Source organism: Chelatococcus sp. YT9 (assembly GCF_018398315.1).
Taxonomy (GTDB): domain Bacteria; phylum Pseudomonadota; class Alphaproteobacteria; order Rhizobiales; family Beijerinckiaceae; genus Chelatococcus.
Genome location: NZ_JAHBRW010000001.1, coordinates 3952335 through 3966357 on the forward strand (window position 1 = coordinate 3952335; position 14023 = coordinate 3966357).

The 14023-nt window shown below is 64.2% G+C and carries 15 protein-coding genes and 1 tRNA gene; 9 read left to right on the plus strand and 7 right to left on the minus strand.

Going from position 1 to position 14023, the window contains the following annotated elements; genetic code table 11:
- Positions 1 to 14: 14 nt before the first annotated feature.
- Together KIO76_RS18275 and KIO76_RS18280 are read right to left on the minus strand one after the other, a co-directional pair.
- Positions 15 to 88: transfer RNA gene (locus KIO76_RS18275), tRNA-Gln, on the minus strand.
- A gap of 165 nt (positions 89 to 253) precedes the next feature.
- Positions 254 to 1267 (minus strand): helix-turn-helix transcriptional regulator, encoded by a 1014-nt coding sequence (locus KIO76_RS18280; protein WP_213324574.1) that lies wholly within the window; start codon positions 1265 to 1267, stop codon positions 254 to 256.
- Positions 1268 to 1463: 196 nt separating this feature from the next.
- On the opposite strand from KIO76_RS18280, the gene KIO76_RS18285 reads away from it, so the two are divergent.
- Positions 1464 to 2264, plus strand: coding sequence for a GGDEF domain-containing protein (locus tag KIO76_RS18285; protein WP_213324575.1), 801 nt, complete (start codon positions 1464 to 1466; stop codon positions 2262 to 2264).
- An 89-nt stretch (positions 2265 to 2353) separates the two neighbouring features.
- On the opposite strand, the gene KIO76_RS18290 is transcribed toward KIO76_RS18285, so the two are convergent.
- The 5 genes from KIO76_RS18290 to KIO76_RS18310 form a co-directional block, all read right to left on the minus strand.
- Positions 2354 to 3088: an SDR family NAD(P)-dependent oxidoreductase gene (locus KIO76_RS18290; protein ID WP_213324576.1), complete on the minus strand. Its 735-nt coding sequence runs from the start codon at positions 3086 to 3088 to the stop codon at positions 2354 to 2356.
- Positions 3089 to 3102: 14 nt separating this feature from the next.
- Entirely contained in the window at positions 3103 to 4404 is a 1302-nt protein-coding gene (locus tag KIO76_RS18295; protein ID WP_213324577.1) for an ABC transporter substrate-binding protein, read from the minus strand.
- Positions 4405 to 4490: 86 nt separating this feature from the next.
- Complete coding sequence (locus KIO76_RS18300) at positions 4491 to 5423, minus strand: NAD(P)-dependent oxidoreductase (protein WP_213324578.1); 933 nt, start codon at positions 5421 to 5423, stop codon at positions 4491 to 4493.
- A complete protein-coding gene (locus KIO76_RS18305; RefSeq protein WP_213324579.1) occupies positions 5424 to 6725 on the minus strand; it encodes an extracellular solute-binding protein in 1302 nt (433 codons plus the stop codon).
- A gap of 83 nt (positions 6726 to 6808) precedes the next feature.
- Positions 6809 to 7561, minus strand: a complete 753-nt coding sequence (locus KIO76_RS18310; protein ID WP_213324580.1) for a FadR/GntR family transcriptional regulator — start codon at positions 7559 to 7561, stop codon at positions 6809 to 6811.
- Here KIO76_RS18310 and KIO76_RS18315 point away from each other — a divergent pair.
- From KIO76_RS18315 to modB, 8 genes are all read left to right on the plus strand, one after another.
- Positions 7542 to 7748 carry a hypothetical protein gene (locus tag KIO76_RS18315; protein ID WP_213324581.1) on the plus strand — a complete coding sequence of 69 codons (207 nt, stop codon included), beginning with the start codon at positions 7542 to 7544 and terminating at the stop codon, positions 7746 to 7748. The two genes, KIO76_RS18310 and KIO76_RS18315, sit on opposite strands and share 20 nt — an antisense overlap.
- Entirely contained in the window at positions 7745 to 8929 is a 1185-nt protein-coding gene (locus KIO76_RS18320; RefSeq protein ID WP_291975498.1) for a mandelate racemase/muconate lactonizing enzyme family protein, read from the plus strand. Before KIO76_RS18315 ends, KIO76_RS18320 begins: the two co-directional genes overlap by 4 nt.
- Before the next feature lie 7 nt (positions 8930 to 8936).
- Positions 8937 to 9818, plus strand: coding sequence for a carbohydrate ABC transporter permease (locus tag KIO76_RS18325; RefSeq protein WP_213324582.1), 882 nt, complete (start codon positions 8937 to 8939; stop codon positions 9816 to 9818).
- The gene (locus tag KIO76_RS18330; protein ID WP_213324583.1) at positions 9808 to 10638 is read left to right on the plus strand and encodes a carbohydrate ABC transporter permease; all 831 of its coding nucleotides are present in this window, start codon (positions 9808 to 9810) and stop codon (positions 10636 to 10638) included. Before KIO76_RS18325 ends, KIO76_RS18330 begins: the two co-directional genes overlap by 11 nt.
- Before the next feature lie 121 nt (positions 10639 to 10759).
- Positions 10760 to 11653, plus strand: a complete 894-nt coding sequence (locus tag KIO76_RS18335; RefSeq protein WP_213324584.1) for a DUF6772 family protein — start codon at positions 10760 to 10762, stop codon at positions 11651 to 11653.
- On the plus strand, positions 11653 to 11988 hold the full coding sequence (locus tag KIO76_RS18340) for a hypothetical protein (protein WP_213324585.1): 336 nt from the start codon (positions 11653 to 11655) through the stop codon (positions 11986 to 11988). The genes KIO76_RS18335 and KIO76_RS18340 overlap by 1 nt, the downstream gene beginning before the upstream one ends.
- Positions 11989 to 12270: 282 nt before the next feature.
- Positions 12271 to 13053, plus strand: coding sequence for a molybdate ABC transporter substrate-binding protein (gene modA, locus KIO76_RS18345; protein ID WP_213324586.1), 783 nt, complete (start codon positions 12271 to 12273; stop codon positions 13051 to 13053).
- A 247-nt stretch (positions 13054 to 13300) separates the two neighbouring features.
- Positions 13301 to 14002 carry a molybdate ABC transporter permease subunit gene (gene modB, locus KIO76_RS18350; protein ID WP_213324587.1) on the plus strand — a complete coding sequence of 234 codons (702 nt, stop codon included), beginning with the start codon at positions 13301 to 13303 and terminating at the stop codon, positions 14000 to 14002.
- Positions 14003 to 14023 lie beyond the last annotated feature (21 nt).

Sequence of the window (14023 nt, forward strand, 5' to 3'; positions counted from 1 at the left end):
GTAAGGATTACAGTTGGCTGGGGGACCTGGATTCGAACCAGGACTAACGGAGTCAGAGTCCGCAGTTCTACCGTTAAACTATCCCCCACCAAGGGACTGGAAACAACGACCTTTTCCGGGTCGGTTCCGAAGCTGCGAGCGTTATCGGTAGAAATCTCGCTCGCGATGCCTTCTAGATGAAGCCGCTGAGGGTGGCAAGCCCCTTTGTGTCAGGCCGGTCGGAAAGCGCCGCCGTCCACAGGAGAAATATCGATCAGCTGACCGCGCCGCGCGAGGCGTCCGCCCGGACGTCTGAGGGCGTTGCGCCATAACGCTTGCGGAAGGCCTTGTTGAAGGTGGAGAGGTCCGAGAAGCCGCAATCATAGGCAATCGTCGCGATCGAACTGCGGCCGGCCGGCTCCCTGCGCAAGCGGCTGTGAGCGAGCGCCAGCCGACGCTCCCGCAGAAAGGCGGAAAACGTAGTCCCTTCCCGTTCAAAGAGAAGCTGGACATAGCGCGGCGTGACACCGTGAAGACCGGCGATCGTATTCACGTTGATATCGAGATCGCAAAGGCGGGCTTCGATGTCCCGCCGCATCAGCTGCAGACGGGTGCTCGCGGTGGAGGAGCCCGGGCGCGGATCCGTATCTACGTACTGGCTGCCGAGGCAGAGCGCGACAAGATCATGGAGGTGATCTTCGGCGAGGCCAGCCGCCCTTGCGCTAGCGGGCGGATTCGTTCGCAGAAGAGACGCATAGCCGACCATCAGCGCCGCTTCCGGGGCGGCGTGCTGGATATGAAAGTAAGGCTGGCCTTCCGCGTAGGGCACGAGATTGCCGAGCCGGCCGGGTGCCATGGTTACACCCGTCACCATCGTCGCAGCCAGCTCGAACGTGAACGGAACAGCCTGGTTGATGATCAGTATATCGCCGGCGGCAATCTTGACGGGTGGACGGCCATCAACCGCGACCTCGTGATCGCACCCATGCACCGTAAGCAGATATCCATCTCGACCGTCGCCGAGGAGCCGACGGGGGCGTGAGCCTCGCATGGACGGATATTGGCAGGAGCCGAGGGTCGTGCCTCCAGGCAGTGCGTAGGCAGCCATCTCGACATGGAGCTCGTCCGCCACGAAAGGCACGAACTCGAGACCCGAGAAATGTCGGGCCACGAAGTCGTGCACGAAGGCCATGCGCTGGCGGTGCGGCACGTCGTTGGTTGAAAGACGCAGCATGGAAGCGAAGCCGGGCGGGACCGTGACAATGAAGGGTAATATGTTCCGATCCATGTAATGACATCACTGTACGTCCGGTCAACTGTTGACAGGCGGCCAATTCCCGACACATGGCGTCCGGCCTCCCGGGATAGCGAACTCGTGACGCACCCCGCGATGATGGCAGATCGCCCTCCAATCCACTAAGTTGACAGACTACCGCAACGGGATTCGAAGTATTCGACCCTCAGCGGCTCCTCGGAGCGCAAATTTGTTCCGCAGCACAAGTCTCACGCGACTGCTCGCGCATCCGCAGATCACCAGCACGAAGAGCCTGGTGCGCTATGTCTGCGTGGTCACGGCGATCAGCCTTGCCATCGCGCTCTGCCTCGACATCGCGAGCCAGCTGGTTTTCTTCACGAATTGGGAAACGGCGCTGCGCTCTTGGGCACTGACGGTGCTCAGCGTCTGCGTGATCGCCGTGCCGGTCAGTACGATCTTCGCCCGCTCGCAGCGGGCACTCCTTCTTGCTCATCGCGAGCTCGAGGTCCTGAGCAGTACGGACCAACTAACCGGACTACCGAACCGCCGGGCGCTGATCGAAGCGAGCGAACTGTCGGATTTCGACACGATGGTGCTCGTCATAGCGGATGTCGATCGCTTCAAGACGATCAACGACACCATTGGTCATCGGGGTGGCGATGCCGTGATATGCGCGGTAGGGCAGATCATGGCGAAGCATCTTTCGCAGTTCGGCATAGTCGGGCGTCTGGGGGGCGACGAGTTCGCGCTGATCTCCACCAACGCGCCCATCGAAGACATCGTTCTGGCGCTCATCAAGCTGTGCGAGGCCGTGTCGAAGACCTCGATCATAGCCGCGGATAACGCCGTGAAAGTCTCGATCTCGGCGGGAATTGCCATACGTGACCCGTCGATTTCCTTTGATACCGTGTATTCAGAGGCGGACGAAGCGCTCTATATGGCCAAGCGCGCCGGCCGCAATCGCATTGAATTGTCGGAGCGGGTGAAGCTCGCGTACTCGGAGATCTACGTTCGTTCGGCGAGTGGATAAGTGAACCGGGAGCGCGTCCCGCCAAGCCGTGGCGCCACTGCGCCTGCGCGACGTGGCTCCCGCCACGAGAAGCGCGCGCCAACGCGACTTTACAGACGCATGCCGCCGTCCACGGAGAGGACGGCGCCGTTGATATAACGTGCCTCTGGTGAGCAGAGGAACGCGACGATACCGGCACAATCCTGCGCGTCCCCAATTCGGCCCAGCGGAATTTTCTCCTCCACACGCTTGCGGAAATCGGCATCCGCGAGCACCGCGCGGTTGCGATCGGTCAGGATCGCGCCGGGCTGCACCACGTTGAAGGTGACGTCGGGCTCGCGTGTATTGCGCGCCAGGTTGAGAATGATGTTCGTCTGCGCCACCTTCGTTCCGGCATAGAAAATATGCACGTCATTCGGGCGGTATTCCTGCACGGTCCCAATCGCAATGATGCGGCCGCGTCCACGCGCGATCATGCCCGGCAGCACGGCGCGGATGAGGCGCATGGTCGAATAGAGATTGACCTCAGCCTGAGCCGCCATGGCCTCCTCGGTCAAGGTTTGCCAGGTCTGGCGAAACTCGATCGAGGCGTTGAGGACGAGGATATCGGGGGCGCCGAGGGAGGCTTCGACCTCCTGGACGAGACCCGCGGTTGCCGCCGCATCGGCGAGATCGGCCTTGAACAGGCGCGAGCCATGCGGAGGCGCCTCTGCCGGCTCCTTGTCGTCGCGCCCATGGAGAGCGACCTTTGCGCCGGCCGCGGCGAGCCTGTCGGCGATCGCGCGGCCAATGCCGCGCGTCGATCCGGTGACGAGGGCGATCTGCCCCTCAAGATATGCGTTCATGATGCCCGGTCTGTTCAAGTCGGCAGGAGAGGTTTGACGCGCGCTGCGGCATCCGCCATGGCCGCCTCCGGAGTCATGGCCCCGATCACGGCCGCCTGGCTCGCCTGGACGAAAATATCATGGGCGCGAGCCTGTTCATCGAAGGCCGGCAGATGAATGCGCGCGTTCTTAAGCGCCGCGGCCTCCTCGGCGGCGTAGGGCAGGGCCTCCTTGAGCTTAGCGTCGTCATAGGTCGAGAGGCGCGTCGGGCCGTTGCCGTTGAGCGCCATCGCGAGCGTGCCTGCCTTGGACGACAGCGCGCTGATGAGCCCCCATGACGCGTCCTTCTGCTTGGCCACTTTCGGGATGACGAGCGCCCAGAACTCCACCGTCGGGGCATAGGTGAGCTTGCCCTGGAGGTCGGCGGAGACCGGGACCGTCAGCGCCTTGAACTTGCCCGGATATTGCGACTTCGATGGGTCGTTGTAGCTGACGAGCCGGGCAAAGGGATTGATGGTGATGGCGGCCCGGCCCTGCTGCATCCAGGTGGTCACCTCCTCATTGTTGAGATTGGTGAAGTTGCGCGGCATGACACCGGACTTGTAAAGATCGGCCAGGATGCCGAGCGTCTTCACCATCCCGGGTTCCGTACAGACGATCTTGCCGTCGGCGGTCATGTAATCGCCGCCGAGCGCACGGGACAGCGACAGGAAGTTCGAGGCGAACACGCTGGTGAAAGCGAGCCCGTAGACCGGTGTCCCGTCGGCGCGCTTGTAGGTGAGCTTGCGCGCGGCCTCTATCAGTTCCTCGAAGGTCTTCGGCAGGGCGACGCCACGTTCCTCGAACAACGCTTGGTTATAGATGAGGGCGTTGGTGGCGTGGCGAACTGGCACGCCGAAGAGCGCGCCGTCGAGCTTCAGCGGCTCGACAAGGCCCGGCGCGAAGTCGTCGAAGGCCTCGATCGGCGCGCTCGACTGGCGCGCGTCAAGCGGCTCGAACAGCTTGAGATTACGTGGAACGGCGCGGCCGTTGAGGAGATAGCCGACGTCGATGGAGGTTTCCGACAGGGAGACCTCTCGCAACAGGCGCTCCATGATGGCGTTGACATCGCCGAGCGTCACCCAGTCGATGTCGGTGCCCGTCGCGGCGCGCCAGGCGGCGGTCGCGTCGCCGCCGGGGCCCGACGTCGCGGCCGAGTGGTGCACGCGGTGCGACAGGACGGTCAGCTTCTTGGCCTGGGCATGCCCGTGGCCGGGCAGGGCGAGCGCGGCTGTGCCCGCCGCGCCTGCGAGTGCCAGCACTCGCCGGCGTGTGGGATTACGTAGATTGGCTGACATCCTATTCCTCCCTCCAATAGGTCCTGGAGCCCATGCTCCGTCGTGGGGCTGTCACGGGGCTCTCGCGGCCCCATCAGCCTGTGTTTTCAGGTCGCTGGCTTGTCGGCCTCCGACAGCCTGATCTTGACCCCGGCACCATCACCGACGACGCGCAGGATGCTCGTGAAATCCTCGCGCGGATAGACCTCCGCCGTCTGGGTCAGCAGCTCAAACACCGCCTTGCCGAGCGTGAGCGGCACGCCCATGTCCTCGGCGAAGGCAAGAGCCAGCCGCTGGTCCTTGCGGGCGAGCGGCGTCATGAAGCCGGGGCTGAAGTCGCCAAGGAAGGCCTTGGACGGCATGAGCTTGTGCATCCAGGCATTGTTCGTGCCGGTCGCGCCGCTGATGGCGACGATCATGTCGAGCGGCAGTCCCGCCTTGAGGCCGATGGCGCAGGCCTCGGCGACGGTCGAGACGATGCCGGCGGACAGGAAGTTGTTGACGAGCTTCATGGCGACGCCGTTGCCGATCGGCCCGCAATAGGTAATCGTATCGGCCATCGTGCGCAGGAGCGGCATAGCTTCGTCAACAGTCGCCTTGTCCCCGCCGATCATGAGCGCGAGGGTGCCGGCGCGTGCGTTCTCCACGCCACGCGCCACCGGGCTGTCGATCATCCGGATGCCCCGCTCAGCGAGCCTTTCCGCGACGCGGCGGCTTGTGCCGGGATCGATGGTGCTCATGTCGACATAGAGCGTGCCGGGCTTGGCCGCGGATTCGATACCATCCTGGCCGAGCGTGATCTTCTCCACGTCCGGCGCATCCGGCAGCATGGTGATGATGACATCCGAGGTCCGGGCGAGCTCGGCCACCGAGGCGACGGGCGTGGCGCCTGCCGCTTTGGCCTCCGCCAGCGCCTTCTCGCTGAGATCGAACACTTTCAACTCATAGCCGGCCTTGGCCACATTCAGCGCCATGGGCAGGCCCATGGTGCCGATGCCGATGAAACCGATGACGCTCTGGCCGGGAACAATCGCAGACATTTAAGACCTCACAAGCGGTTCAACGCGTTGTTTCAGTTGGGCGACGGCGTCCCCGGGCTTCATCTGGCCGAGGGCGACCGCCTGGACGGTTTGGGCAAGGATGTCGCCAGCCTCGGTCGCCTTGTCGAAGGCGGGCAGCGGCGGCTTGGCAACGGCGAGGGCGCGGGCCTCCTCGGCGGCGTAGGGAACCGCCTCCTTGACGCGCGGGTCGTCATAGGCAGACGGGCGGATCGGGCCGTTGCCGTTGAGGGCAGCCCGGATGACCGCCTCCTTGGCTGTCATCGCCTTCACCATCTGCCAGGCCAGCGCCTTGTTGCGGCTGTTGCGTGGGATGACGAAGGACCAGAACTCGGTGGTGCCGACGATGTCGCCGCCGCCGTTCACGGTGGCCGAGGCCGGCGGGGAGACGACCTTGATCTTGCCGGCATAGTTCGACTTCTGCGGATCGTTGAAGGCGAGATAGCGGCCGAAGGCGAAGTGGCACATGGCCAGGCGCCCGGTCTGCATCATGGTGATGACCTCGTCCTGCCGGAGCGCCGCGAAGTTGCGGGGCAGGATCTGCTTGGCGAAGAGATCGCGGAAGACCTCGAAGGTCTTCATCATGCCCGCCTCGTTGGGCACTACCTTCAGCGCCTCGTCGATGAAGGGGGCCTGATAGGCGAGCGACAGCGTGACCATATTGACGTAGCTCACGCCTTCCATGGCGAAGCCGTTCACGGGCACGTTGCCGTCGCGCCGGAAGGTTGTCTTCTCGGCGAAGGCGATCATGTCCTCGATTGTGCGCGGCGGGCCGGACAGCCCGCGCTCGGTGAAGAACGCTTCGTTGTAATGAAGGCCGGTGGTCGCATGGCGGAAGGGCACAGCGAAGGTTTCGTTGTCGACAGTGACGGCCTTGACCATTCCCGGCGAGACTTCCTGCCAATCCTCGATAGGGTCGCCCGCCGCGAGCTCGTTGATCGGCGCCATCAGCTTCAGGGCCCTCGGCACCGCGTTGGTGTTGAGCAGAAAGCCGACATCGAAGGATGTTTCGCCGAGGCTCGCCTCCCGCAGCAGGCGCTCGTGAAGTGGGCCAACGTCGAAGGTCGACCAGTTGAGGGCAACGCCGTTCGCCTTGCCCCATTCACCGAGGATGTCGCCGCCCTTGCCGCCGGCATCACCGGTGAGAGCGGTGCGATGGACGCGGTGGCCGATGATGTTGAGCGACTTCGACTGCGCGATAGCCGGCGTGAGGCCGGCCGCGAAGGGTAGGGCGCCGGCGCCGATCGCCAGCAGCGCCCGGCGGGACGGACGGATGAGGGACATGGGTTTCCTCCTAGAACGAATTTCTTGCCTGCCTGCGTTTGCGCAGGTCCAACGGATCGTCACGTCTCGAGTCCGGCGCGGGCTTACTCGCCGGAGAACAACTCCTTCACCGCCGCATCCGCAGCTTCGAAATGCTGGCTCATCGCGTTGAAGGCCGCGTTTGCATCGCCCGCCTTGATAGCTTCGAAGATGCGCACATGGCGCTCATAGGTCTCGCGCCATTCCGCCGGTCCCCGGTTTCCGCGTGAGTTGAAGATTTCCATGATCTCCGAGATGATGGGCCGGAGCGCGCGGATCTGGAACTTCAGCAGCCGGTTGCCCGACATGGTGCCAACCGCCTCGTGAAAGTCGAGATCGGCCTCGATCCAGGAAGGCACGTCACCAAGGCTCTCCTCCATGCGCGCCAGAATCGCGCCGAGATTGGCGAGTTCGGCCTCACTGCGCGCCTTCGCGGCGAGCCTCGTCGTCGGCGGCTCGAGAATTCGCCGAAGCTCGATGGCCTCATTGATACCCGTTGCGCTGCCGCGCACAGCGAAGCGAAAGAAGCGCCCAAGCGGCTCGGCGTCGAGATCGCGAATTCGCGTGACCTTGCCTTGCTGGATATGCACGACGCCCATGGCGGCGAGTTCACGGATAGCCTCGCGCGCCACTTGCTTGCTGACACCGAACGACGCGGCGATCCGCCCTTCCGAAGGCAATGCGTCGCCTGGCTTCAACCGCCCGTCCAGAATGGCCTGTGTCAGCTTCTCGATGACCGCTTCGCCAAGTCGCACGGGCGCAACGTCTTCAGCCCCGAGCAAAAGGTCGAGCGGATCGATGTCGACCGTCCCGTTCAATCCAGGTCCCTTTTTAAATGTCGATGTCTTGGCGGCAGGGCTGTTCGCCGCCCGTTGGCCGTTCGGGGCCGTGCCTGCCGACGGCGCGGCGCCACAAGGAGACTATGACAAAGTTGATGCGGCATTGCAACTATCCAACTTAGCAGATAAGTTGCTAGGCAAATATCGCACAGGGAGGAAGGCGTGACTGATCAAGAACGCTTGTCATCTGCCAGCCAGGCATTGGCCGAGGCGGAGATGCACAACGCGGGCGCCGTGATTCGGCGAGTGACGGCTCATCCGCTGCGGGCGATCCTGCCCAAGGCCCAGCGGACGTCCCAGGGCGACTATCCCTCCGTGGAAATTCTGGTTGTCGAGGTAGAGACCGCCGACGGCCTGATCGGCATCGGCGAGGGGCTAGCCCGTCGTGGTGCCAAGGGCTATGCGGCGCTCGTTGACGAGGCGCTCACACCGCGCCTCCTGGGGGAGGATTCGAGCCCTCGTCGCGCGTTGTGGCAACGGCTGCGCAATGCCCTCACCGGGCGGCCGGGAGGGCAGGTGGTCGAAGCGCTATCGGCCGTCGACATCGCCCTCTGGGATCTCGCGGGCAAACGCGCGGGCGAGCCGATCCACCGCCTGCTCGGCGGTATGGGGCGCGGCCGTGTGCCGGCCTATGCCTCGTCGATCAACTGGCTCGATGACGCGACTGTGGAGGCGGAGATCGCATCGGCGCTCGCATCGGGCTTCCGCGAGATCAAGGTCAAGCTCGGCCGGCCGGTCCCGGCGGCCATCGCCCGCGCCCGGCTTGCGCGTCGCCTGGCGGGTGACGACATCGCCCTCTATGTCGATGCCAACTGGGCCTATGACGTGGACGACGCCATGCGTGTCGGCCGGGCACTCGCCGACCTCGGCTATGATCTTTTCGAGGAGCCGATCGCGCCGCACGACCGCGCGGGCTATCGGCGCCTCGCCCAGCACCTGCCGATCAGGCTGGCGGCGGGGGAGAGCGACTATGTTGGCAGCGAGGCGCTGCAGCTGCTGGAGGATCGCTCGCTAGGCCTCATCCAGCCGGACGTGACACGCTCTGGCGGCATTACCGAGACTTGGCGGATAACGGAGCTGGCGGCAGCCTACCACACGGCCTATGCACCTCATGTGGGCTGGTCCGGCGCGATCTGCGTGGCGGCGAGCCTGCATCTGGCGGCGGCGGCCGAGACGACGCGCACCTTCGAGTGCATGGTTTATGACAATCCCCTGCGGGACGAGCTATGCGCGCCTGTGATCGGCAGCCACACGCAAATCATCGACGGCGGCGTCGCGATCCCACAAGGCCCGGGTCTGGGGGTGACGCTCGATTACGACGTTCTCGCCCGTCACCGCATCGCTTGAGGGCCTGATGGAACAACGATCACCGCTCCTGCCCGCCCTCGGGTTCATTGCTCCTGTCCAGCTCTTCGTCGGCGTCATCATCTTCATCCCGGCGCTTTACGTGTTCTGGCTCAGCCTGACGGAATCGTCCTTCGGGCAGGCGCCTGTCTTCGTCGGGCTCGCCAACTATGCCCGCGTGCTGGCCGACCCCTATTTCTGGAAGGCGCTCGTCAATACGGTCATTGTCGTCCTGATCGTCGTGCATGTGGAGCTTCTGCTTGGTCTCGGCATGGCGCTCCTGTTCGCGAGCGGCGTGCCTTTTCGACCGCTTCTTCTGGCCGCCGTGCTCGCACCCTATGCGGTCAGCGAGGTTTCGGCCGTCGTGATGTGGCGCTTCCTGTTCGATCCGGAAGTCGGCTTCGCGACGCAAGCGCTGACGGCTCTTGGTCTGCCGCCGCTGGAATGGGCGGTGGTGCCATGGCAGGGGCTGTTGCTCGTCTCGCTGCTCAGCATCTGGCTGCATCTGCCCTTCACTTTCGTGATCCTCTACGCGGCGCGGCTTGCCATTCCCGGTGAACTCTACGAGGCCGCGCAGATGGACGGAGCCAGCGGCTTCGCGCGGTTCCGCCGGGTCACCCTGCCACTTCTCGTGCCGGCGATGCTGATCGCCATGCTCTTCCGCTATATTTTCGCCTTCCGCCTGTTCTCCGAGGTGTGGCTGCTCACCGGCGGTGGCCCGGCGCGCCAGACGGAGGTGCTCGCGGTCTATCTCTATCTCGAGGCCTTCCGCTACAACGCCTTCGGCGACGCCGCCGCGACCGGCTGGCTCCTCGTGGTGGCATCGCTCGTCCTGGCGCTCTGGTATCTCCGGCGCCTCTACAAGGAGATGTTTGCGACCTATGCGCCGTAACCCGCTCCTCATGGCCCTCAAGGGCATCGCCATCCTGGTCGTGCTGGCCTGGTCGCTCATTCCTATCGCGATGATCATGGTGTCATCGTTCAAGACGGACCGCGACATCTTCGCCGTGCCGCCGCGTCTCGCGTTCCAGCCGACATGGACAAATTATGTCGCGTTATGGGAACGTTGGGGGGATTTCTTCCATGGCCTTCTCAACAGCCTCATCGTCACCGCCGGCGCGACCATCGTCGCGGTGCTGGCGAGCGCAGTGGCCGGCTACGCCTATTCCCGCTTCCGTCACAAGGTGCTGGCGGGATCGGCCTTTTTCCTTATTTTCATCCGTCTCATTCCACCCATCGTCATCACCTTGCCGCTGTTTCCGGCGGTGAACTGGCTGGGGCTGAACGACACTCATTTCATCCTGATCATCCTCTACGCCACCTTCTTCGTGTCCCTCGGCACGCTGGTCATGCGCACCTTCATCGACCAGATCCCCAAGGAGGTGGACGAGGCGGCCCATCTCGATGGCGCAAGCCGGCTGCAGGTGCTCTACAAGCTCATCCTGCCGTTGTCCGCCCAGGGCATGGTGGCGGTCGCAGTCTTCGTGATCGTCTATGCCTGGAACGAATTCCTGTTCGCCTTCATCTTCACCACGACGCGTGCAAAGACCGCGCCGCTCGTGCTGTCGGAAATGATAGGCGCCGTGGAAGGGGTGGAGTGGGGCGTCCTCTTCGCCGCCTCGACTGTCCAGCTTCTGCCGGTGCTCATCTTCGTGGTGCTCGCCCAGAAGCATCTCGTTGCCGGCCTGACGGCGGGGTCGACGAAAGGCTAGGGCATCGGCCCGAAAAGTGGAACGCGTTTTCGGGCAAAGCCGATGCACAGGCAAAGAGCTACAGCATCGGCAAGGCTCACGAGGAACCCCCAGAGGAAACAATGTCCGAAGGATCACACCAATGACCGATATCGCCGGGAACGACCTCAGGAGGGCCATGCAAACGGCCAATCCGGCGCTGAGCCGTTTCGATCCCTTGCCCCGGATCATTACTTTCGACGATTTCGACCGGGGCTTTTGCGGCTGGACGCAGCTTGTCGGCAATTATGAGGAGGACCTCGACAGCATGCTGCCCGGCTACGCGCAGCACCTGTCGCCGATGCTGTCGACCCTGCCGCATTGGGACGCCGGCTCCCACGGCAGCTTCGACGGCAGCTATGCGCTGAAGATCGCTACGCGGCCCCGCCGCGGCGCGCAGAACGTCGCGATCAAGCGCCTGACCTTCCGCCATGCGGGACCCATTCGCATAGAGGCCTATGTCACCTTCAAGCCGGAAGCGAGCGAGCTCAAGCTGTCCGAGGCGGATGTGCGCTCTTTCGGCTTCCTCTACGATCTCCAGGTCGGCGACAGGGCGGGCGAGGGCGGCGAGCGGGTGATGCCGCATCTGCGCTTCCTCAACGCGCTCGACGGCGAGCATGTCCAGCGCTGGCAGTTCAAGCCGCAGACCACCGCCTTCAAGCCGATCGGCCATGAGGACAAGACGGTCAGCCATTATCATCTGGCGCCGGAGGGGTGGGTCGACCTCCCGGGGGGAGAGCAGCGCCTCTGCTACAACGAGATCCCGACCAAGGTGAACTGGACGTATCTGTGCCTCGATTTCGACCTGGCGACCATGCAGTGCACCGGTTTCCGCTGCAATGACCGGGTGTTCGACGTATCCGGCTACGAGCCCATCCGCATCCCGGCCATGAAGAACCTCTGGTGCATGCTGAATCTCGCCTTCTTCGCCGAAACCGACACTGACAAGCGGGCTTTCCTGTATGTCGACAGTGTCTGCCTCTCGGGAGACTTCTGATGCTGCGTGAGAGCTTTGCTGCCATCGTGGCACGCAACGAAACCTGGACGGGCAAGAGCGCGACGGAGCCCTATGAGGCCGGCTGGGCCAACGAGGCGGTCGTTTTCGTGCGCGCGTTGAAACCTGTTACCGGCAAACCGGGCCGGGCAAGGATCGAGATCTCGCCGGATGGCATGCGCTGGGCACCGGAGGGGACGGAATTCGAGCTGCCGACCGAGAAGGATGGCATCGGCTTCGCCCGTGTCGAGCGCTTCGGCACCTGGATCCGTGTTACCGCGGATGTGCCCGACGGCGCAGCGATTACGGTTCTGGTGACACTGCATCTGAAGGCGTGACGGCGGCAAGCTTGGCTCCAATGCTAGCCGAAGTGTCATTCCTGGCGGCTAGTGAAACCGGCCGGGAAGGGAATCCAAAGGGCCAAGCTCGCGCTTCGTGGATCCCCTTCCCGGGCTGCTGCGCAGCCCGCCGGGGGATCACGCCGACCTTCCTGACCGCTTTTTCGCTCTCCCCAACCGCGGCGCGATCGGCTAACGATATATCCATTGAGATATTTCGGCGGTGGGGCAGGGCAGGCAACAATGGTCAATCAACTTGATATGCGGAGCCAGTTGGCTCGCATGGCGCGTTTCACCGGCGTGGTCGCCGTGGCGATGCTTGTCAGCCTTGGCAGCATAGTTGGCGCGCAGGCCAAGGATCCGGTCGTGTTCGCGGCGGCGAGCCTCAAGAACGCGCTCGACGCCATCAACGCCCAGTGGAAGGGCGAAACCTCCAGGCAGGCGACGGTCTCCTATGCGGCGAGCTCGGCACTCGCCAGGCAGATCGAATCCGGGGCGCCGGCCGACATCTTCATGTCGGCGGATCTCGACTGGATGGACTATCTGGCCAAGAAGGATCTCATCAAGCCGGATAGCCGCGTGACGCTGCTCGGCAACCGCATCGTGCTGATCGCGCCGAAGGACAGCCCGGTCGAGATCGAGATCGGGCAGGGCTTCGATCTCGCCAAGGCGCTCGGCGACGGGCGGCTCGCCATGGGCGATACGGCTTCCGTGCCCGCCGGCAAATACGGCAAGGCGGCGCTGGAGACCCTCGGCGCCTGGGCCGGCGTCGAGAAGAAGGTCGCGCAGGCGGAGAGCGTGCGCGCGGCGCTTCTTCTGGTTTCCCGCGGAGAGGCGCCACTCGGCATCGTCTATGCCACCGACGCCGCCGCCGATCCGCAAGTCAAGATTGTCGGCACCTTCCCGGAAAGCTCCCATCCGCCAATACTTTACCCGATTGCGCTCACGAAGGACTCGAGCAATCCGGAAGCGGCGGAGTTCCTCACCTACCTGCAGTCGCCGAAGGCCAGGCCCCTTTTCGAGAAGGAAGGGTTTACGGTGATGGGCAAGGCCGCGACGCAGTGAGTGTTTGACGTCGTCCCATCTGTCACGGCGCGGTCATCCCGGGGCGTCCGCAAGGACGAGCCCGGGATCCATGAACACCGTCGGCGAAAGCTTTCCGAGGCCCGGAAGGTCGCGTAGTGTTCATGGGTCCCGGACAGCCGCTTCGCGGCTTCCGGGATGACCGTTGCGCGTGGGCGTCCTCTCCTTTCCCAGATGGGGTTCTCGCATCGCGGATCACGCATGAACTCTTCACGAGTAGCGGTTCACAATGTCCTGGCTTGAGCTCAGCCCTGCGGAATGGACGGCGGTCCATCTCAGCCTGAAGGTGTCCTTCTGGGCGATGATCGCCAGCCTGCCGCTGGGGATCATCGTCGCGCTCCTGCTCGCGCGCGGCCGCTTCTGGGGGCATTCCCTGCTCAACGGGATCGTGCATCTGCCGCTCGTGCTGCCGCCGGTCGTGACTGGTTTCATCCTGCTCATCCTGTTCGGTCGGCGCGGGCCGGTCGGTGCCTTTCTCGACCAGTATTTCGGCATCGTCTTTTCCTTCCGCTGGACGGGAGCGGCGCTTGCCTGCGCGGTGATGGCCTTTCCGCTGCTCGTGCGCTCGATCCGCCTGTCGATCGAGGCCGTCGATACCCGGCTGGAGGTGGCGGCCAGCACGCTCGGGGCCAACCCTGTCTGGGTGTTCCTGACGGTGACGTTGCCGCTGATCCTGCCGGGCATCATCGCCGGCATGGTGATCGCCTTCGCCAAGGCCATGGGCGAGTTCGGCGCGACGATCACCTTCGTGTCGAACATTCCCGGCAAGACCCAGACCCTTTCGGCGGCAATCTATACCTTCACGCAAGTGCCCGGGGGCGACAGCGGCGCGATGCGGCTGACCATCGTCGCCGTGGTCATCGCCATGGCCGCGCTTCTCGTGTCTGAGCTCCTGGCGCGCGGCGTCGCCCGCCGCATCGCGGCCGCGTGACCGATGGCGGCATGAATAGCG